Source organism: Bradyrhizobium sp. NBAIM01, from assembly GCF_020194115.1.
GTDB lineage: Bacteria > Pseudomonadota > Alphaproteobacteria > Rhizobiales > Xanthobacteraceae > Bradyrhizobium > Bradyrhizobium yuanmingense.
The window spans coordinates 1-17,569 of sequence record NZ_JADYVU010000014.1 but is presented as its reverse complement, the minus strand read 5'-3'; the positions used below and the strand labels follow the sequence as shown (position 1 = coordinate 17,569).

General features: G+C 64.5%; 23 protein-coding genes. 8 read left to right on the top strand and 15 right to left on the bottom strand.

Features of this window, described 5'->3' with window-relative positions; translation table 11 throughout:
- Positions 1 to 8 precede the first annotated feature (8 nt).
- Both I6F31_RS30135 and I6F31_RS30130 read right to left on the bottom strand, forming a co-directional pair.
- Positions 9 to 821 carry a Crp/Fnr family transcriptional regulator gene (locus I6F31_RS30135; protein WP_036024531.1) on the bottom strand — a complete coding sequence of 271 codons (813 nt, stop codon included), beginning with the start codon at positions 819 to 821 and terminating at the stop codon, positions 9 to 11.
- Between the two features lie 378 nt (positions 822 to 1,199).
- Positions 1,200 to 1,955, bottom strand: coding sequence for an SDR family oxidoreductase (locus I6F31_RS30130; RefSeq protein WP_225113778.1), 756 nt, complete (start codon positions 1,953 to 1,955; stop codon positions 1,200 to 1,202).
- 194 nt (positions 1,956 to 2,149) lie between these two features.
- Between I6F31_RS30130 and I6F31_RS30125 the strand changes: the two genes are divergently transcribed.
- Entirely contained in the window at positions 2,150 to 3,043 is an 894-nt protein-coding gene (locus I6F31_RS30125) for an AraC family transcriptional regulator (protein ID WP_225186560.1), read from the top strand.
- Between the two features lie 11 nt (positions 3,044 to 3,054).
- On the top strand, positions 3,055 to 3,828 hold the full coding sequence (locus I6F31_RS30120; RefSeq protein WP_225186559.1) for an N-acyl homoserine lactonase family protein: 774 nt from the start codon (positions 3,055 to 3,057) through the stop codon (positions 3,826 to 3,828).
- Between the two features lie 9 nt (positions 3,829 to 3,837).
- Here the strand turns inward: I6F31_RS30120 and I6F31_RS30115 are convergent, their stop codons facing one another.
- The 4 genes from I6F31_RS30115 to I6F31_RS30100 form a co-directional block, all read right to left on the bottom strand.
- Positions 3,838 to 4,257, bottom strand: a complete 420-nt coding sequence (locus tag I6F31_RS30115) for a hypothetical protein (protein ID WP_036008979.1) — start codon at positions 4,255 to 4,257, stop codon at positions 3,838 to 3,840.
- A gap of 237 nt (positions 4,258 to 4,494) precedes the next feature.
- The gene (locus tag I6F31_RS30110; RefSeq protein WP_036040796.1) at positions 4,495 to 5,280 is read right to left on the bottom strand and encodes a hypothetical protein; all 786 of its coding nucleotides are present in this window, start codon (positions 5,278 to 5,280) and stop codon (positions 4,495 to 4,497) included.
- Between the two features lie 79 nt (positions 5,281 to 5,359).
- Complete coding sequence (gene leuD / locus I6F31_RS30105) at positions 5,360 to 5,965, bottom strand: 3-isopropylmalate dehydratase small subunit (RefSeq protein ID WP_027573022.1); 606 nt, start codon at positions 5,963 to 5,965, stop codon at positions 5,360 to 5,362.
- Positions 5,966 to 6,136: 171 nt separating this feature from the next.
- A complete protein-coding gene (locus tag I6F31_RS30100; protein ID WP_225186558.1) occupies positions 6,137 to 6,535 on the bottom strand; it encodes a metallopeptidase family protein in 399 nt (132 codons plus the stop codon).
- 156 nt (positions 6,536 to 6,691) lie between these two features.
- Here I6F31_RS30100 and I6F31_RS30095 point away from each other — a divergent pair, with 156 nt between their 5' ends.
- From I6F31_RS30095 to I6F31_RS30085, 3 genes are all read left to right on the top strand, one after another.
- A complete protein-coding gene (locus I6F31_RS30095) occupies positions 6,692 to 6,967 on the top strand; it encodes a hypothetical protein (RefSeq protein WP_036008907.1) in 276 nt (91 codons plus the stop codon).
- Positions 6,968 to 6,993: 26 nt separating this feature from the next.
- A complete protein-coding gene (locus I6F31_RS30090; RefSeq protein WP_225135289.1) occupies positions 6,994 to 7,254 on the top strand; it encodes a hypothetical protein in 261 nt (86 codons plus the stop codon).
- Between the two features lie 187 nt (positions 7,255 to 7,441).
- Positions 7,442 to 7,972 carry a hypothetical protein gene (locus I6F31_RS30085; protein WP_225135291.1) on the top strand — a complete coding sequence of 177 codons (531 nt, stop codon included), beginning with the start codon at positions 7,442 to 7,444 and terminating at the stop codon, positions 7,970 to 7,972.
- 161 nt (positions 7,973 to 8,133) lie between these two features.
- On the opposite strand, the gene I6F31_RS30080 is transcribed toward I6F31_RS30085, so the two are convergent.
- The 7 genes from I6F31_RS30080 to ffh form a co-directional block, all read right to left on the bottom strand.
- A complete protein-coding gene (locus tag I6F31_RS30080) occupies positions 8,134 to 8,343 on the bottom strand; it encodes a hypothetical protein (RefSeq protein ID WP_225148315.1) in 210 nt (69 codons plus the stop codon).
- Positions 8,344 to 8,433: 90 nt separating this feature from the next.
- Positions 8,434 to 9,840 carry a 3-isopropylmalate dehydratase large subunit gene (gene leuC / locus I6F31_RS30075; RefSeq protein WP_036024581.1) on the bottom strand — a complete coding sequence of 469 codons (1,407 nt, stop codon included), beginning with the start codon at positions 9,838 to 9,840 and terminating at the stop codon, positions 8,434 to 8,436.
- Between the two features lie 326 nt (positions 9,841 to 10,166).
- Entirely contained in the window at positions 10,167 to 10,547 is a 381-nt protein-coding gene (gene rplS / locus I6F31_RS30070; protein WP_036008895.1) for a 50S ribosomal protein L19, read from the bottom strand.
- Positions 10,548 to 10,657: 110 nt separating this feature from the next.
- Positions 10,658 to 11,413: a tRNA (guanosine(37)-N1)-methyltransferase TrmD gene (trmD, locus tag I6F31_RS30065; RefSeq protein ID WP_225186557.1), complete on the bottom strand. Its 756-nt coding sequence runs from the start codon at positions 11,411 to 11,413 to the stop codon at positions 10,658 to 10,660.
- Between the two features lie 115 nt (positions 11,414 to 11,528).
- On the bottom strand, positions 11,529 to 12,086 hold the full coding sequence (rimM, locus tag I6F31_RS30060) for a ribosome maturation factor RimM (RefSeq protein ID WP_225186556.1): 558 nt from the start codon (positions 12,084 to 12,086) through the stop codon (positions 11,529 to 11,531).
- A 9-nt stretch (positions 12,087 to 12,095) separates the two neighbouring features.
- The gene (gene rpsP, locus I6F31_RS30055) at positions 12,096 to 12,428 is read right to left on the bottom strand and encodes a 30S ribosomal protein S16 (RefSeq protein WP_025032875.1); all 333 of its coding nucleotides are present in this window, start codon (positions 12,426 to 12,428) and stop codon (positions 12,096 to 12,098) included.
- 100 nt (positions 12,429 to 12,528) lie between these two features.
- Positions 12,529 to 14,079, bottom strand: a complete 1,551-nt coding sequence (gene ffh, locus I6F31_RS30050; RefSeq protein ID WP_036024559.1) for a signal recognition particle protein — start codon at positions 14,077 to 14,079, stop codon at positions 12,529 to 12,531.
- Between the two features lie 453 nt (positions 14,080 to 14,532).
- Here ffh and I6F31_RS30045 point away from each other — a divergent pair, with 453 nt between their 5' ends.
- From I6F31_RS30045 to I6F31_RS30035, 3 genes are all read left to right on the top strand, one after another.
- Positions 14,533 to 15,597, top strand: a complete 1,065-nt coding sequence (locus tag I6F31_RS30045; RefSeq protein WP_225186555.1) for an MBL fold metallo-hydrolase — start codon at positions 14,533 to 14,535, stop codon at positions 15,595 to 15,597.
- Between the two features lie 89 nt (positions 15,598 to 15,686).
- Positions 15,687 to 15,965, top strand: a complete 279-nt coding sequence (locus I6F31_RS30040; RefSeq protein ID WP_225186554.1) for a hypothetical protein — start codon at positions 15,687 to 15,689, stop codon at positions 15,963 to 15,965.
- Positions 15,962 to 16,183 carry a hypothetical protein gene (locus tag I6F31_RS30035; RefSeq protein ID WP_225186553.1) on the top strand — a complete coding sequence of 74 codons (222 nt, stop codon included), beginning with the start codon at positions 15,962 to 15,964 and terminating at the stop codon, positions 16,181 to 16,183. The genes I6F31_RS30040 and I6F31_RS30035 overlap by 4 nt, the downstream gene beginning before the upstream one ends.
- An 88-nt stretch (positions 16,184 to 16,271) precedes the next feature.
- On the opposite strand, the gene I6F31_RS30030 is transcribed toward I6F31_RS30035, so the two are convergent.
- Positions 16,272 to 16,976 carry an SIMPL domain-containing protein gene (locus I6F31_RS30030; protein WP_225186552.1) on the bottom strand — a complete coding sequence of 235 codons (705 nt, stop codon included), beginning with the start codon at positions 16,974 to 16,976 and terminating at the stop codon, positions 16,272 to 16,274.
- Positions 16,977 to 16,981: 5 nt separating this feature from the next.
- Positions 16,982 to 17,569, bottom strand: a 588-nt coding sequence (locus I6F31_RS30025) for a GyrI-like domain-containing protein (RefSeq protein ID WP_225186551.1), incomplete at its 5' end; no start/stop codon positions are given.

The following is a 17,569-nucleotide window of genomic DNA, read 5'->3' as shown; positions in this document are numbered from 1 at the left end:
TTTGCACTCTATCGTCCCGCCCGCGAAACGGCTTTGAATTCACCGCCTGCTCCGTGGGAGGCGGCGATGGCGCTTTGCCGGAATCGCGCATCGGCAGGCTGGGGCGCCGCCAATTCCTGGCAATACATTCGATCGATCGTGCGCTGCATGAGCGCATAGCAATCGCATGCGATCCTCTCGAGCCGCGACCGATGGATCTCGACAAACCCGCGCCGCTCGGACGGGATGGCGCCGGCCTCGCGTAGCTTGCTCATCGTCAAAGTCACCGTCGTCCGCCGGACCCCAACCAGTTGCGCCAGCGCCTCCTGCGTCACCGGAAGCAGGTCCTCGGGAACGCGGTCGTGAAGCTGCAGGAGCCACCGCGCCATGCGGCCATCCACCCGGTGCAGCGCGTTGCAAGCGGCGACATGCTGGAGCTGCAGCAACACGGCGCGGGCGTGGACCTGCACGACATTCCTGATCGCTGCGCTTTGCGCATGGGCAGCGCGAAATTTGGCGGCGGAAATCACCGATGCAGTGCCGGCTGTGCGGGCAATCGCGGTCACGGATGAAGGCGAGGGGCCGAGCACGGAGAACGAGGCCAAAGCGCCTTCGCGTCCCATCAAGCTGGTCGCGACCGTTTGCCCGTCCGGCATATCGAGCATGAAGGCGATCGCGCCGCTATGGGGAAAATAGACGGGGTCGAGTTCGTCGCCCGATCGCACCAGGACGGCATCGGGTTCGAACGAGACCTTCTGGAAGTGGGGCGTCAGCAAAGCGAGATCCGCCGGCGGCAGCGCCGCCAATAGCCGATTCCCGATGCCCTTGCGGTGGGCAGTCACGGTGTCCTCTGTTGAACGAGCACCCAACGAACGACGGGAAGCATCTGTTTCATTCGCCATGATTATCCGAAATTCGAATTGCGGAACGGCAGCGATCCAAACAGAGCTAATAATCGAGATCAAGCACGGATATTTGCGGTGAGCTTTCCCCGCATCCTCGCCGCGCAAACAGTCATACTATTTACGCCCGTTGCCATCCGACGATGCGCACAAGCGAAAGCTCTGCTGTACGCTGCCATCAGCGGTCCGGCAGATGGTCGGGTCTTTCTCGGTGACGGTAGCGGTGACGAAATCGCGGATGCGATCGCGGTGATGCGGAAGCGCTGAGGGCTCGCACACTCCGTCGCCTCGCGACGGAGTGCGCCAATGCCGCCGCACTCAGATCGTCTGGCCGCCGGACACCTCGATGCGCTGGGCCGTAACCCAGCGATTCTCCGGACCGAGCAGGCTCGCGACCATCGGCCCGATGTCGTCGGGCACACCGACGCGGCCAAGCGCGGTCATTTGCGCGAACTGCTTGTTCAAATCCGGCATGTCGCGGACGGCGCCGCCGAGGAAGTCGGTCTCGATCGCGCCCGGCGCTACGACGTTGGCGGTGATGCCGCGCTCGCCGAATTCTTTTGCCATGTAGACGGTCAGAACCTCGATGGCGCCCTTGGCGGCGGCATAGGCCGAGAAGCCGGGGAAAGACACGCGCGTCAGCCCGCTCGAGAAGTTGACGATCCGGCCATTGTCGCCAAGCAGCGGCAGCAAGGCCTGCGTCAAAAAGAACGGCCCTTTGACATGGGTGTCGAAGAGTGCGTCGAACTGCTGCTCCGTCGTCTCGGCTATGGCGGCCATTTCGCCCTGGCCGGCATTGTTGACGAGATGATCGAACTTGTCGGCGTGCCAATGCTCCGCCAGCGCCGACGCGACTTTTGCGGCGAACGCCGGAAAGGTCGATACGGAGGTGACGTCGAGCTGGAGCGCGACCGCTTTTCGGCCGAGCGCCTCGATCTCGGTGACGACCTCGCGGGCGGCGGCGGCGCCGCTGCGATAGGTCACGATGACGTCGCCGCCGTGACGCGCGATGGCGATTGCGGTATTGCGGCCAAGGCCCCGGCTGGCGCCGGTGACGAGCGAAATGGTGGGCATTTGAGGCTTCCTCGTGAAGTTTCGGTGGGGCCTTTCTGCCTGTGATCGAGCATCCGATGTTGCCGGATCCTGTGATCGTCTTGCCCAATCCTCCAGGAATGCGGCCGGCGGCAGCCTTGCCTGAAACTCCCGTCTTCTTGCCCGATCGCCTCTCGGCAATTGCCCGCATGCATGGCGCGGCCTAGATTGGGCCCGTGACCGAAACGCTGCTCCAGATCGCCAGCAATTACGCCGCAGCTCACGCCGACGGCAAAGGCCTTGCGTGCACGCCTTTCGCCGGCATCTCGATCATTCGTGAGACCGCGCCGAGCGCGCTCCAATTTGCGATCTCCAAGCCGCTGGTCGCTCTGGTGCTGCAAGGTGCCAAGCGTGTTGCGGTCGGCGCCACGTCGTTCGACCTGGGTGCGGGCGATTCGCTGGTGATCTCGAGCGACGTGCCGACGGTCAGCCAGATCACGCGCGCCACAGCCGCGGTGCCCTATTTGTCGCTCGTCGTCGAGCTCGATCCCATCGTCATCGAGGGGCTGGTCGTCGAGATGGGGGCCGCGCCTTATGTTCCGTCCCAGCCGCTTCGGGTCGAGCCGACGGAGCGGGATGTGAGCGATGCGGCGCTGCGGTTGTTGCGCCTGATCGATCGGCCCTCGTCCGCCTCGATCCTCCAGAGCCAAGTGCTGCGGGAGCTGCATTATTGGCTATTGGCCGGTCGGCACGGGGGTGCCATCAGGGCGCTCGGTATGGCCGACAGCCATGCGCAGCGGATCGGCCGTGCGGTTGCGATCATTCGCGCCGACTATGCCAAGCCTTTGCGTGTCGACCGGCTCGCCAAGGCCGCGGGGATGAGCCACTCGGCCTTTCACCTGCACTTTCGCAGCATCACGTCGCTGACCCCGCTTCAGTTCCAGAAGCAGTTGCGTCTGATCGAGGCGCGCCGCACCATGCTGGCCGATGGCGCGAGCATCGCGACCGCCTCTCATCGGGTCGGCTACGAAAGCGTTACGCAGTTTACGCGGGAATATTGCCGATTGTTCGGCATGCCGCCTGGGCGCGACATGCGCGAGGCGAAGCGGCGCGTCGAATCGGCGGCTTGAAGAGTTCTCACATGGCGACGATCGACCGGATCTACATCCTCGACGGAGGCATTGCTGAGGTCGAAGACGGTTCGATCTATTCTCCCGGCATCAATGTCGGCATTCCCATGACGTTGAGCTGCAATGCCTATCTCATTCGTCACCGCGGTGAGTGGCTGATCTGGGATACGGGAATAGCGGATGAGCTGGCGAAGTATCCGGAAGGGCGCATCATCGCACACGGCATACGCGGCATCGTGCGCCGGCCTCTCGCGGACCAATTGGATGAAATCGGGGTGCGGCCCCGCGATATCGGCACCATCCTCCTCTCTCACGCGCATTTCGATCATATCGGAAATGTCGACCTGTTCGAAAACGCAAGATGGATCGCTCAACGGGCCGAGTTCGAAGCCATGTTCGGACCTGACCCCGACGAGTTCGGCTACTCACTGCCGCACTACGAGGCGTTGCAGGAGCGGCCTTTCGAGATTGTCGATGGCGACCACGACCTATTTGGTGACGGCGCGGTGCGCATGACCTTCACGCCCGGCCATACTCCCGGGCATTGCTCGCTGCTGGTGAAGCTGCCGCGGCGCGGCGCCGTGCTGCTGAGCGGTGACGTCGCGCACAACCGGGAGAACCTCCGGCACATGCGCGTGCCGTCGTTCAATGCCGACCCGCAGGCGACGGTTGCGTCGATGGCCAAGGTGGTCGAGCTGCTACGCGTCGAGAACGCCGAAATCTGGATCAATCACGATACGGCGCAAAGCCAAGGAATGGCTTACGCGCCGAAATGGATCGAGTAGCGCAATGCCTCACCGCGGCACGAGGTCGGCACGCTCGAGCGTCTCCAGGGTCGAGGCGTTGGCGCAATAGCCGTGGTAATTCTCCGCGGCGGTGCCCTCAGTGAGATCGCGGTCGCACTGTCCCTTGTGATTGCAGAGCGAGCAGACCCGCTCGAGGTCGCGGAGCAGCAGCGGCTGCGCGCGGCCGAGCGCCTCACTGCTGATGCCGAGCTGTTCGAGCATCTTCGGCAGCTCGTCGGCGGCGTGCCGGCCATGACGGACCAGCTCCTCCAGATCGTCCGGCGCGATCCTGAGATCATTGGCGATCCGGTCGAAATCGGCGCGGTCGAGCTGCCGCATTTCGTTGATCTCGCGGCGGTGCTTCACCCAGTTCGCGAAGGACTCGATGAGATCCTGGACGATGGGGTAGGGCCTGGTTGCGGTGCTCATGGAAAGCTCCATTCGGACGGTCGGAATTGGAGCGAGATAAGCACAATGATGCAGAAGCGCGTTGCGCTGGATCAAACAGGAAAGAGCGGGGTTGCCAACCTCTCCCGCTTGCGGGAGAGGTCGCGCCGAAGGCGCGGGTGAGGGCTCTTTCCTCTGGGGGATTGTCCCATTGCAGAGAGACCCTCTCCCCGACCCTCTCCCGCAAGCGGGAGAGGGAGTGCACCTCCTGCGCAGCAGCTACCTGAATCTCTCCGCCGCCCAGGCATACAGGCTGCCGGGAATCGGCTTCTCGCCGCCGCGTCCCTTCGGCGAGATGTGCAGGCCGATGATGGCGGGGTCGGTGACCAGGCCAAGATAGCTCGAGGGATCGAAGAACAGCTTTGGCTCGGCATGCACGGCGTAGAACGATTGCTTCGGCAATGCGTTCTGCAGCTCGCCGGCACGGCGCGCGAGCGCGGTGAGCGCCGCGGGCCCGTAGATCGCGACGCGAATATCGGCGAGCCGGTTCGAGCCGCCGCGCAGGCGGCGCATCATGAAGGTGATGCGATGGCGCACGGACAGCCAGTTCGGCGTCAGCTCCTCCTGCTCCATCAGCTCTTCGAAGGCGGCAACGATGCCGTGCGCGGGCGGCAGATAGAGCACGGAATTGCCGAGCTGGCGCGGCCGCTCCCAGGCGAAGTAGGGTTTTGCCGGATCGATCTCGACCGGCCTCAACAGCAGCACGTCGGCATCTAACCAGAGGCCGAGGCCCTTCGCCATCAGCTTCATGCGGAAGAAGTCGCTGAATTGCAGAATGGTCCAGTCGCGCCAGCTGCCGTCCGGCTGCGGCGGCCGCAGGCGTTCGGAGAACGCATGCGGCAGGATCGCCTCGGCCTCGGCATTCGCGACGCCGGCCGGCAATCCGGGAATAGTGTCGAAGCTGTAGACCGTGACCTTGTGCCCGGCAGCCAATTGCGAGCGCAGACAGGTCTGGCGCAGCGCATCCATCGGGCCATGCCAGAAGGTGACGATCTCGGGCAGCATGCGGGAAGTCATAAGGGATAATCAGAACAAAGAAAAAGCCCCGGCGCTTGCGGCACCGGGGCTCAACAAAAACTTGCGATCAGGCCCAGGCGCGTTCGCGCTTGAGCTTGTCCTCGTAGGAGTCGATCGAGGCCTTCTTCTCCATGGTGAGGCCGATGTCGTCGAGGCCGTTGATCAGGCAGTGCTTGCGGAACGGGTCGATCTCGAACTTGACCTTGCCGCCGTCGGGGCCGCGGATCTCCTGGTTCGGCAGGTCGATCGTCAGCGTCGCATTGGCGCCGCGCTCGGCGTCATCGAACAGCTTGTCGAGGTCTTCCTGCGACACGCGGATCGGCAGAATGCCGTTCTTGAAGCAATTGTTGTAGAAGATGTCGCCGAACGAGGTCGAGATCACGCAGCGGATGCCGAAGTCGAGCAGCGCCCAGGGCGCGTGCTCGCGGCTCGAGCCGCAGCCGAAATTGTCGCCGGCGACCAGCACCTTCGCGTTGCGATAGGCCGGCTGGTTGAGCACGAAATCCGGATTCTCGCTGCCGTCGTCCTTGTAGCGCTGCTCGGAGAAGAGCCCCTTGCCAAGTCCGGTGCGCTTGATGGTCTTGAGGTACTGCTTCGGAATGATCATGTCGGTGTCGACATTGATGATCTTCAGCGGCGCCGCGACGCCTTCCAGCGTGGTGAACTTGTCCATGGTTGCGCTTTCCCGCACGTGGTTCAGGGAACCGGCTATTTATCGCGATCGGGCCGGAAATCCTAGGCCGAATTCGGCAGATCTAATCTGCCGTAGGGGGTTTGAAGCCGAACTGGCGCGGCATCGGAATTTCACCTCTCCCCGGTGCGGGAGAGGTGGACCGAGAGCGTCCTACTCCGCCTTAGCCTCGATCGCGGCCATATCGTCGTCCGACAGACCAAAATGGTGGCCGATCTCGTGGATCAGGACATGGCGGACGATGTGGCCGAGGCTTTCGTCGTGCTCGGCCCAATAATCCAGGATCGGGCGGCGGTAGAGCCAGACCATGTTGGGCAGCCGTGCCACGTCGCCAAAGCTCTGCTGGGGCAGGCCGACGCCCTGGAACAGGCCGAGCAGGTCGAACTCGCTCTCGCATTCCATCTCGTCCAGGACCTCCTCGGTCGGGAAGTCCTCGACGCGGACGATCACGCCCGCGCAAAGCTTGCGAAATTCCGCCGGCAGGCGCTCGAACACGTCGTGAGCCATCGCTTCCATTTCGGCCAGCGAAGGGGCTTTCAATTCCGTCCACATGAGCACCTCTTAGCGCGGGTTTCCCGCTGATGCATCTGGCTTTATAAGCGCGGCGAGGTTGACGGGCGCCGCCAAAACGGGGAGCGTGGGTCGTCAACGGGACGGTTCAGGGTGGGCGGAAAAATGCGAACGAAAACAGCGCTGACTCTACTGTGCATGGGGTTGTTTTCGCAGTTTTGCGTCGGCGCCGAGGCGCAGGCCGCCAGTTCCGAAATCCGGATGGCCCAACTGGTCTCGCCGGACGATGTCCCCCCGCCGCGCAAGCGGCCGCGCCTGCGCATCACGCCCTATTACAGCCCGGACGGCGTCTATCCCCGCTACAATCCCGGCCCCGACGCGGTCCGGGTCTGCAATGCCACCTATGTGCAGGAGTACCGGCCAAGCGGCACGGTGATCGTGCCGCGCGTGAGCTGCTACTGGCGCCGGGGCTGACTTCGCGGCGACCTCGTGAGGGTGTGATGGCGAGATGGATCGCATGGGCCTTTGCCGTCGCGCTGGCCACTGGGCTGCCTCGCGCGTCCGCAGCGCCAAGGGCGACGATCCCGGAGGCGTCGGCAGGGATCGCGGTTTTCGATGTGCGACGACACGCGCGAACCTATGACATTGCACGGCCTGCCGTGCGCCGTGATCCGCGCTACTACGCGCGCCCTGTCCATTACCGTCCCTATCCCTATGGCGTGCCGGCGCCGTTCGTCTTCACCTATGGGCCCTTCTGGTAAGGCGCCGCCTTGGACCGTCGGCTTTGCGATCGCGCGAGGCACGGCGTCGCAGCGCGGCGCTGTGCCTCGTTCATTCATGGCGCGTTCACATCGCTGTCCGCAACTTGATCTCGGGAGCGACCGCAATTGAACGGCAATGCGCGGCCGAGACGTCGCAGCTCTGCCGTCCGGATTCAGGGAGGATTCCATGCTCAGGATGTTGGGCCGCCGGGTCGGCTCGGTGCGCTTGCTCGGGCTTGCGGCCGCCGCGACGCTGATGCTGTCGGCCGGCAGCGCGCGCCGCGCTGAAGCGCTCACCTTGATCAATCCGGCGACGTCGCCGATGACGAAGGCCGCGACCGACGATCTCGTCACGCAGGTTCGCCGTGGCGGGCATGGCGGCGGGCATTTTCACGGCGGCGGTTTTCGCGGCGGCGGCGGGCATATCGGCCGCGGGTTCCATGGCGGTGGCTTCCGCGCCGCGCCGGCCTTTCACCACAGACATGTCGGCATCCATCGCCATGGCGGCTTTCGCTACGGCGGATATGGCGGGGTCCACCGGCACTGGGGCCATCACCGCCCCCATTTCCGGCATCGTCACTTCTACCGGCCCTATTATGTCGGCGGCTACTATCCTTCCTACTCTTATCCGCGCCGCTGCCGGATCATCTGGACCTATTACGGCCCGCGCCGCGTCTGCCACTGGCCGCGGTGGCACTATCCGTACCGCTATTGGTGACGTGAGTGAATTGCTGGCTCTGCATTCGTCATGGCCGGGCATAGCCGTCCGAAGGACGGCGTCGCTTCCGCTCGCCTATGTCCCGGCCATCCACGTTCTTGGGACTTGCGCTGAGAGTTCGTGGATGCCCGGGACGAGCCCGGGCATGACGGAGATACTGGTTAGAGCCAATCCTTCAGCTTCCACGACGAAGCTTTCCACCGCATCAGGTTCTCCAGCTTCCATTGCTTGAACATCGCCGGTGGCCAGCGGCTGAGCTTGGAGATCTCCTCGACCTCGGGCTTGGCGACGATGCGCAAGGGCGCCGCGCGCCGCCGGTGCTGGCGCGTGGCCTCGCTGATGAGATCGACATATTCCGGCTTGTTGGCCATGACGTGTCCTCGCGAAACCGTCGCGAGGACATCGTCGGCGCCGTCGATTAACGACGCTTTGCCGCGATTGCTACAATTGCAGGGATCAGCTTAGCGCCAGTCCCTGACGTCGACGAAGTGGCCCGCGATCGCCGCCGCTGCCGCCATCGCCGGCGACACCAGATGGGTGCGGCCCTTGAAGCCCTGGCGGCCCTCGAAGTTGCGGTTCGAGGTCGAGGCGCAGCGCTCTTCCGGCTTCAGCTTGTCCGGGTTCATGGCAAGGCACATCGAGCAGCCCGGCTCGCGCCATTCGAAGCCGGCCTTGATGAAGATCTTGTCCAGGCCCTCGGCCTCGGCCTGCTCCTTCACGATGCCGGAGCCCGGCACGACCATGGCATTGACGTTCGCCGACACGGTCTTGCCTTCCGCGATCTTCGCCGCGGCCCGCAGGTCCTCGATGCGGCCGTTGGTGCAGGAGCCGATGAAGACGCGGTCGAGCTTGATGTCGGTGATCTTCGTGCCCGCCGTCAGGCCCATATATTTCAGCGCGCGATGCTTGGAGATGCGCTTGGCCTCGTCCGCGATCTTATCAGGATCGGGCACGATACCGGTGACAGAAATCACGTCTTCAGGCGAGGTGCCCCAAGTCACGATCGGCGGCAGCTTTGCGGCATCGAGGCGCAGCTCGTGGTCGAAATGCGCGCCGTCATCGGAGCGCAACTTCTCCCAGTAGCGCATCGCCGCGTCCCAGGCCGCGCCCTTCGGAGCCTTCGGACGATCACGCAGGAAGTCGAACGCCTTCTGGTCGGGCGCGACCAGGCCAGCGCGCGCGCCGCCTTCGATCGACATGTTGCAGACCGTCATGCGGCCTTCCATCGAGAGCGCACGGATCGCTTCGCCGGCATATTCCAGCACGTAGCCGGTGCCGCCCGCGGTGCCGATCTCGCCGATGATGGCCAGGATGATGTCCTTGCCCGTCACGCCATCCGGCAATTTGCCGTCGACGGTGACGCGCATGTTCTTGGCCTTCTTCTGGATCAGCGTCTGCGTCGCCAGCACGTGCTCGACCTCACTGGTGCCGATGCCGTGCGCGAGCGCGCCGAACGCGCCATGCGTCGAGGTGTGGCTGTCACCGCAGACGATGGTGGTGCCGGGCAGCGTAAAGCCCTGCTCGGGGCCGATGACGTGGACGATGCCCTGGCGCTTGTCGAACTCGTTGTAATATTCGATGCCGAACTCCTTGGCGTTTTCGGCCAGCGCCTTGATCTGCTCGATGCTTTCAGGGTCGGGATTCGGCTTGGTGCGGTCGGTGGTCGGCACGTTGTGGTCGACGACGGCGAGCGTCTTCTCGGGCGCATGGACCTTGCGCCCCGTGGCGCGCAGGCCTTCGAACGCCTGCGGCGAGGTCACCTCGTGCACCAGATGGCGGTCGATGTAGAGCAGGCAGGTGCCGTCCTCGGCTTCGTGCACCAGATGGTCGTTCCAGATCTTGTCGTACAGGGTGGTCGGCTTGGACATGAGCTCGAGCTCCAAAGAATGTGTGTCAGCGATGAGCGCGGCAGAGCGCGCGGGCAACAAAATCGTCAGCGCAGCCTTCAGGCTGCGCGGCTAAGCTCTGACGTTGCCGAGGTCGCGAAGCGTCCGAAGAACCGGCCAGGCAGCCGCGAGCGATCGTCGATGACGATGCGCTGGATGCGGGCGAAGCTGGTTAGATCTGGAAACATTCTAGGAATATATAGCAGGCCGAATTGGAAGCGCGAGTGCTTTGACGCGCACGGCTGACGCAACAAAAAAGCGCGGAGCCGAGCCCCGCGCTTTCGAAAGACCTGCCTGGTGGCGAAAGCTTACTCGCCGACGGCAGCAGCGCGGTCCTGCTTCTCGACGATGCGGGCCGACTTGCCGCGAAGATTGCGGAGATAATAGAGCTTGGCGCGACGCACCTTGCCGCGGCGCACCACCTTGATCGAGTCGATCATCGGGGAGAGCAGCGGGAACACGCGCTCGACGCCCTCGCCATAGGAGATCTTGCGCACGGTGAAGCTCTCGTTGAGGCCACCGCCGGAACGGCCGATGCAGACGCCCTCGTAGGCCTGCACGCGGGTGCGGTCGCCTTCGACGACCTTCACGTTGACGATCACGGTGTCGCCGGGGGCGAATTCCGGGATGTCCTTGCCGGCCGACAGCTTGTCGAATTGCTCCTGCTCGAGCTGCTTGATCAGGTTCATGGGTAAATCTCCATCGGCGCGCCCAGCCCTGGAAACGGGGGGCTGCGCAAAATTCGTCTATCCAGCCATTGCGGATTTGGCCGCTCCTATAAGGCAAGCCGGAGCGTTTGTCACCCGTCTGTCTTGGTTTTTGGCGTTTTTTGGCCGCTCCCCCGATTCGCGGCCTTTTCCCACAAATCCGGGCGCCGGGCGGCCGTCAGGGCCTCGGATTTGGCCCGCCGCCAGGCCGCCACCTTGGCATGGTCGCCGGAGGTGAGGACAGCAGGGATCGGAACCCCCTCGAACAGCTGCGGGCGGGTGTATTGGGGGTACTCCAGCAGGCCGTCCGAAAAACTTTCCTCAGTTCCCGAGGCCTCCTTGCCCATCACCCCCGGCAGCAGCCGGACGCAGGCGTCGATGAGGGCTAAAGCTGCGATTTCGCCCCCGGAGAGCACGTAATCGCCGATCGAGACCTCCTCCAGGCCCCGAGCGTCGATCACCCGCTGGTCCACCCCCTCGAACCGCCCGCAGACGATCAGGGGGCCGGGGCCCTCGGCGAGCTCGGTGACGCGCGCCTGGGTCAATGGCCGACCCCGGGGGCTCATGAGCAGGCGGGGCCGCGCTTTTGACGGGTCTTGCCCGATTTCGGCAGCATCGATCGCCGCGGCCAGAACGTCCGCCCGAAGCACCATGCCCGGCCCGCCGCCGGCCGGGGTGTCGTCGACGCTGCGGTGGCGGTCGGTCGCGGACGCCCGGATGTCGCGAGCCTCGATCTGCCAGAGCCCGGACGCGAGCGCCCGGCCGGCGAGGCTCACGCCGAGCGGCCCCGGAAACATCTCCGGAAACAGCGTCAGCACCGTCGCGCGCCAGGGTGAGGGATTGGTCATTGCATCCTAGTCTCGTCGTCCCGGCGCGCGAAGCGCGAGCCCGGGACCCATAACCACCGCAGCCCGTTTTGCGATGGCTGGAGCGATCAGCTTAGCGAAAAATTCCGGCCTGTGGTTATGGGTCCCGGCCTTCGCCGGGACGACTCGCGGAAGAAGCTTCGTCACGATCCTCCGCCTCGATCTCCTGCGGCAACGCGATCACGACGCGGCCGCCTTTGAGGTCGACTTCCGGCACCACCGCGTTGGAGAACGGCAGCAGCATCGTCGGGCCCTTGGGCGGCGCGATCTCGATGATGTCGCCGGCGCCGAAATTATGGATCGCGAGCACGCGACCGAGCGCATCGCCATCAGTTGTGACGGCGGCGAGCCCGATCAGATCGGTGTGGTAATATTCGTCCTCGTCCGTCGCGGGCAGTTTCTCGCGCGCAACGTAGAGCTCGATACCGTTGAGGCGCTCGGCCTCATCGCGGGTCGCGACACCCTTGAACGTCGCGACCAGATGATCTTTGGCCTCGCGCACCTGTGCGATCTCGAACTGGCGCCTGCCGTCCTTGGTCGACAGCGGCCCGTAGCGGCGGACGGCGAAGGGATCCTCGGTGAAGGTCCACAGCTTGACCGCACCGCGCACACCATGCGCGGCGCCGATCCGCGCGACGCAGACCAGCGCCGACATGATCCGGCCTTACGCCTTGGCGGCGGCTTCGGCCTGCGCCTTGCGCTCCTTGCGCGGCACGGCCTTCTCAGGATTGTTGCGCGCTTCGCGCTTCTTGACGCCGGCGGCATCGAGGAAACGCGCGACGCGGTCCGACGGCTGCGCGCCCTTGGCGAGCCAGGCCTTCACCTTGTCCATGTCGAGCTTGAGGCGGGTCTCGTTGTCCTTCGGCAGCAGCGGATTGAAATGGCCGAGACGCTCGATGAAGCGGCCATCGCGCGGAAAACGCGAATCGGCGACGACGACGTGATAGACGGGACGCTTCTTGGTGCCTGCACGGGCGAGGCGGATAACGACGGACATTCAGTTCTCCTTGAAAGTGTGGTTTGCAAAGTACGTTTTGTTCGGTTGATTGGTATTTCCGCGCCGCGCGAGATGCTGATGATCCCGTGCGACGAATTCCTCATTTCTTCTTGCCGGGAAAGCCGCCCAGACCCGGAAGGGTCGGCTTGCCGCTGAGACCCGTAAGTCCCGGCAAATTCGGTAGGCCCGAGCGAAGACCAGGCGGCAGATCCTTCGGCAGATTCGGCAGGCCTTGTCCGCCGCCCGCGCCTTGCATCTTCTCCTGCAGCGCCTTCATCTCTTCGGGCGAGGGCATCTTCATGCCGCCGCCGAAGCCCATCGCCTGCGCGATGCCGGCGAGCGGGCCGCGCTTGCCCGATCCCATGGCCTTCATCACGTCGGCCATGTTCCGGTGCATCTTCAGCAGCTTGTTGACGTGCTCGACGCTCTGGCCGCTGCCGGCCGCGATGCGCTTCTTGCGGCTGGCCTTCAAGAGGTCCGGATGACGCCGCTCCTCGCGCGTCATGGAATCGATGATTGCGACCTGACGCTTCAGGATCTTGTCGTCGATGCCGGCGGCCGCGATCTGGTTCTTCATCTTGGAGATGCCGGGCATCATGCCCATCAGCCCGCTGATGCCGCCCATATTGGCCATCTGAAGCAGCTGCTCGCGCATGTCGTTGAGGTCGAACTGACCCTTGCGCATGCGCTCGGCGGTGCGCGCGGCCTTCTCGGCGTCGATATTGGCGGCGGCGCGCTCCACCAGCGACACCACGTCGCCCATGCCGAGGATGCGGCCGGCGATACGATCCGGGTGGAAGTCTTCCAGCGCGTCGGTCTTCTCGCCGGTGCCGATCAGCTTGATCGGCTTGCCGGTGACGGCGCGCATCGACAGCGCGGCGCCGCCGCGGCCGTCGCCGTCAACGCGTGTGAGCACGATGCCGGTGAGGCCGACGCGCTGATCGAACGAGCGCGCGAGGTTCACGGCGTCCTGGCCGGTGAGCGAGTCCGCAACCAGCAGCACTTCATGCGGATTGGCCGCGGCTTTGATCGCGGCCGCCTCTGCCATCATCTCTTCGTCGAGCGTGGTGCGGCCGGCGGTGTCGAGCAGCACGATGTCGTAGCCGCCGAGCTTGCCGGCTTCCAGCGCGCGTTTGGCGATCTGCGGCGGCTGCTGGCCGGCAACGATTGGCAAAGTGGGAATGTCGAGGTCGCGGCCGAGCACGGCCAGCTGCTCCATCGCCGCCGGACGGTAGACGTCGAGCGAGGCCATCAAGACCTTGCGCTTGTCGCGCTGGACCAGGCGGCGGGCGAGCTTGGCGGTGGTGGTGGTCTTACCGGAGCCCTGCAGGCCGACCATCATGATCGGCACCGGCGGCACGGAATTGACGTCGATGGTCTGGCCTTCTGCGCCCAGCGTGTTGACCAGCTCGTCATGGACGATCTTCACCACCATCTGGCCGGGGGTGACCGACTTGACGACTGTGGCGCCGATCGCCTGTTCGCGCACGCGCTCGGTGAAGCTGCGCACGACTTCCAGCGCGACGTCGGCCTCCAGCAGCGCGCGGCGCACCTCGCGCATCGCGGCGTCGACGTCCTTTTCGGTCAGCGCACCGCGCCCCGTCAGACGATCGAGAATGCCACCAAGCCGTTCCGACAGATTGTCGAACAATGCCGTTGTCCTGTTGCTGTCTTCCCGATGGGAAGAGCGCTCCGTAACTCACCGCTGTCATGCCCCGCGAAGGCGGGGCATCCAGTACGCCGCAGCACCTCAGTTCAAGCCGAGCCGCCTCTGGGATACTGGATCGCCCGATCAAGTCGGGCGATGACACCTTCCTGGATAAGCATCTTCCAAACACCTTTGCGCCCGAGGGCGCACAGCGCTGTCGGGCGTTGACCTCCGGCCTCGAGGCCGGTCGGCGGGTCGAAAAGAAAGCCTTTCCGAGAAAGTGGCCGGGTTAAACGCCGCTCCCGCTCAAAAGTCAAGGAAACTTAGGGTGTCGGCCCGCCCTCGGTAAGCCAAGGTTTTGAAAACGTGATCCTTTTGTCGCAGGTTCCTTTTCCGCCAGCCCCGCCCATATAGGCGGTGATGTCTTACCCCTCCAACCATCCCTAGAAGCCCGCCGTGCCGATCACCCGCCGCCGCCTTTTCGGACTATTCGCCGGAACCGGTGCGCTGGTCGGCGTCCCCTCCCTCTGGATGTCCAGCATGAAAACCTATGACGGCCCCGCCTCCGATCATTTCGACGGCCTGACCTTCTTCGATCCGGACGGGGCGCCGCCGAAATCGCTGCGCGAGGTGCTGCGCTGGCAGCTCGGCGGCAAGCGGCAGCGGGCGACTTGGCCGGATTGGGCGCCCAGTCCCCATGCCGACACCCCGCCGGCGCGCGTTGACGGCGACAAGGTGCGGCTCTCCTTCGTCGGTCATGCCAGCTGGCTGATCCAGGCCGGCGGCCTCAACATCCTGGTCGATCCGGTCTGGTCGGAGCGGGTCTCGCCGGTCGCCTTCGCCGGGCCGAAGCGGCACAACGACCCCGGCATCGCCTTCCAGAAGCTGCCGAAGATCGACGTCGTGCTGGTCTCGCACGGCCATTACGACCATCTCGACATCGCGACGCTGTTGCGGCTCACCAAGAATTTCGCCCCGCGCGTGGTCACCCCGCTCGGCAACGACGTCACCATGCGCAGCTGGGATCCCGGCATCAAGGTGGAGGCGTTCGACTGGCATGATCGCGTCGAACTCGGCGAAGGCGTCGCGGTGCATTTAGTGCCGACAAGGCACTGGACCGCGCGCGGCCTGTTCGACCGCAACAAGGCGCTGTGGGCGAGCTTTGTCCTGGAGACGCCGGCCGGGAAGATCTACGTGGTCTGCGATTCCGGCTACGGCGATGGCCGCCATTTCCGCCGCGTCGCCGAGAAGCACGGCAAGCTGCGCCTGGCGATCCTCCCGATCGGCGCCTACGAGCCGCGCTGGTTCATGCGCGACCAGCACATGAACCCCGAAGATGCGGTGAAGGCGCTGGCCGATTGCGGCGCCGAGCAAGCGCTCGGGCATCACCACGGCACGTTCCAACTGACGGACGAAGCGATCGACGCGCCGGCGACAGCGCTGGTCGAGGCGCTGGATGCCGCGAAGATTCCGCAGGAAAGATTCGTGGCGATGCTGCCGGGGCAGGTGGTGGAGATTTAGGTCGTGTATCCATAAACCCGGCGGCTTGATGCGACGAAAGCAATGTCCGCTTTGCTCCCATTGCGGCAGGTGCGTGCGGTTCTGCGCCGTTGAACCAGAAAGCCCATGACGCAACAAAGCACCATGGATTTCTTTTGGTCGGAAGACCTTTATTAATCGATGGATGGAGCCGGCCTGTGGGATTTTTGCTGAGAATTGTGCTTGCAACCGCTCTCGTGAACCTTGCTCCGGCCGTCGCCCAGGCGAAGAACGCCGTCGCTTCTCCTGCCTTGCAGAAGGAATTCGATGGCTTCATCGAGAAGTTTCGCGCGGCGCTGAAGGCAAACGATTCCGCCGCCGTCGCCGGTATGACACGATTGCGTTCATGAACGACAACGCAATTCGCGACGCCGCGCAATTTGGCGCCAAGACCTATCGGACCTCGTTCACGGCGAGAAATCGCGCGTGTATCCAGCGCGGCAAGGCCGTCTACGATCGCGATGACTATAAGAACGACAGTTACTTCGTCTTCTGCGGCGAGCTCATCTTCGTCTTTACCAAGACGCCGGCGGGGTTCCTTTTTACTGATATCAGCGTGAATGATTGATCGGGCAACGATGCTATCCCTGCCGCCGCACGTATGATCGGGTCGTCGGCCCATTGGTATTGCGACGATGCGCCTCTTACGAAAGCGGCTACTGCCCCGGCTTGATCGCCCAGCTCACATTCACCGTCACCGTCAGCGTCTCCTCGCCCGGCGCGACCGCGGCCTGTGGGGCGGCGGCCATCCGTTCGGCCATGCGGCCCTTGAACAGCGGCACCGGGCCGCCGCCCTCGGTGACGCTGAGCGGCGCGCCCAGCGTCACACCGGCGGCCTTCGCGTAAATCTCCGCCTTGCGCCGCGCGTCGGCCACCGCCTGCTCGCGCGCATCGTCAAGCAGCTTCGAGGCCTGCGTCACCTCGAAGGAGATGTTGCCGATGTCGTTGGCGCCGGCGCTGACCAGCGTGTCGATGATGCCGGCCACCTTGGTCACGTCGCGGATCTTGACGGTGACGCGGTTGCTCGCGCGGAAGCCGACCACCGGCGAGGCGCCGGTGGATTTGTTCTGGCCGTATTGCGGCTGCAGCGACAGCCGCGAGGTCTGGTAATCCTTCTCGGCGATGCCTGCGCTCTTCAGCGCCAGCAGCACCTTGCCCATCGCGGCGTTGTTGCCATCGGAGGCCTCTTTCGCTGTCTTGGCGTCGTTGGCGACGCCGGCATCGATTTGCGCGAGATCGGGCGCCGCGGACACGGAGGCTTCGCCGCTCACCGAGATTGCGGAGGGAAAATCCTCGGCGCGCGCGGGCGCGGCGAGTAGCGTGGCGGCGAGGGCGGCGGCGAGTAGGGCAGGCTTTTTCATCAGTCTCACTTCAGTGGCACGAAAACATTGATCACGAGCTTGTCCTCGGACGTCTTTAGGGGATCGGTGAGGTACTCCTCGATGAAGGTGTCCTTGGCTTCCAGCCTCTTGTCGTCGAGGTGATTGGTGATCGCCTCATACGTATTGTCCATGTTGTCGTAGGAGCCGCGATGGACGAATTTCAGCGCCTTGCCTTCAGGCGATTTGCCGATGCTCATGTCCTTGGACAGGTTCTTCGGGTCCTGATCGACCGGGATCTGGGCAAGAAAGGTGAAGCCGGTATCGTCCGTCGATGTGTAGACGATCATCGAATTGCCCGATGGCTTGATGCCCTGCTTGTCGAGCAGCGTGTTCAACGCCTTGAAGGCGTCGATCAGCGTGTCGAAGGCGGAGTCCCAATTGGCGGTGCCCTTGACCATCACGACCTTCTTCGACTCGAGCATGGTCTCGAGGCCAAAGGGATCGGCGGTCTGAACCGGGGCGGGGGTCGCGGCGGCGGCCGGCGGCGGGCTGGGCGAGGCGCTGGCGGCGGGCGGTGGCGAGGCTGCAGGAGCGGGTGAGGCGCTCGCTGCAGGCGAGGGGGAGGCCGCGGG

What these genes read in the sequence shown, in the direction of transcription:
- I6F31_RS30130 (WP_225113778.1), bottom strand. Translation starts at nt 1,955, where the DNA reads ATGCCCACCATTTCGCTCGTCACCGGCGCCAGCCGGGGCCTTGGCCGC.
- I6F31_RS30120 (WP_225186559.1), top strand. Translation starts at nt 3,055, where the DNA reads ATGGCGACGATCGACCGGATCTACATCCTCGACGGAGGCATTGCTGAG.
- I6F31_RS30115 (WP_036008979.1), bottom strand. Translation starts at nt 4,257, where the DNA reads ATGAGCACCGCAACCAGGCCCTACCCCATCGTCCAGGATCTCATCGAG.
- I6F31_RS30110 (WP_036040796.1), bottom strand. Translation starts at nt 5,280, where the DNA reads ATGCTGCCCGAGATCGTCACCTTCTGGCATGGCCCGATGGATGCGCTG.
- leuD (WP_027573022.1), bottom strand. Translation starts at nt 5,965, where the DNA reads ATGGACAAGTTCACCACGCTGGAAGGCGTCGCGGCGCCGCTGAAGATC.
- I6F31_RS30100 (WP_225186558.1), bottom strand. Translation starts at nt 6,535, where the DNA reads ATGTGGACGGAATTGAAAGCCCCTTCGCTGGCCGAAATGGAAGCGATG.
- I6F31_RS30095 (WP_036008907.1), top strand. Translation starts at nt 6,692, where the DNA reads ATGGGGTTGTTTTCGCAGTTTTGCGTCGGCGCCGAGGCGCAGGCCGCC.
- I6F31_RS30090 (WP_225135289.1), top strand. Translation starts at nt 6,994, where the DNA reads ATGGCGAGATGGATCGCATGGGCCTTTGCCGTCGCGCTGGCCACTGGG.
- I6F31_RS30085 (WP_225135291.1), top strand. Translation starts at nt 7,442, where the DNA reads ATGCTCAGGATGTTGGGCCGCCGGGTCGGCTCGGTGCGCTTGCTCGGG.
- I6F31_RS30080 (WP_225148315.1), bottom strand. Translation starts at nt 8,343, where the DNA reads ATGGCCAACAAGCCGGAATATGTCGATCTCATCAGCGAGGCCACGCGC.
- leuC (WP_036024581.1), bottom strand. Translation starts at nt 9,840, where the DNA reads ATGTCCAAGCCGACCACCCTGTACGACAAGATCTGGAACGACCATCTG.
- rplS (WP_036008895.1), bottom strand. Translation starts at nt 10,547, where the DNA reads ATGAACCTGATCAAGCAGCTCGAGCAGGAGCAATTCGACAAGCTGTCG.
- trmD (WP_225186557.1), bottom strand. Translation starts at nt 11,413, where the DNA reads ATGACCAATCCCTCACCCTGGCGCGCGACGGTGCTGACGCTGTTTCCG.
- rimM (WP_225186556.1), bottom strand. Translation starts at nt 12,086, where the DNA reads ATGTCGGCGCTGGTCTGCGTCGCGCGGATCGGCGCCGCGCATGGTGTG.
- rpsP (WP_025032875.1), bottom strand. Translation starts at nt 12,428, where the DNA reads ATGTCCGTCGTTATCCGCCTCGCCCGTGCAGGCACCAAGAAGCGTCCC.
- I6F31_RS30035 (WP_225186553.1), top strand. Translation starts at nt 15,962, where the DNA reads ATGAACGACAACGCAATTCGCGACGCCGCGCAATTTGGCGCCAAGACC.
- I6F31_RS30030 (WP_225186552.1), bottom strand. Translation starts at nt 16,976, where the DNA reads ATGAAAAAGCCTGCCCTACTCGCCGCCGCCCTCGCCGCCACGCTACTC.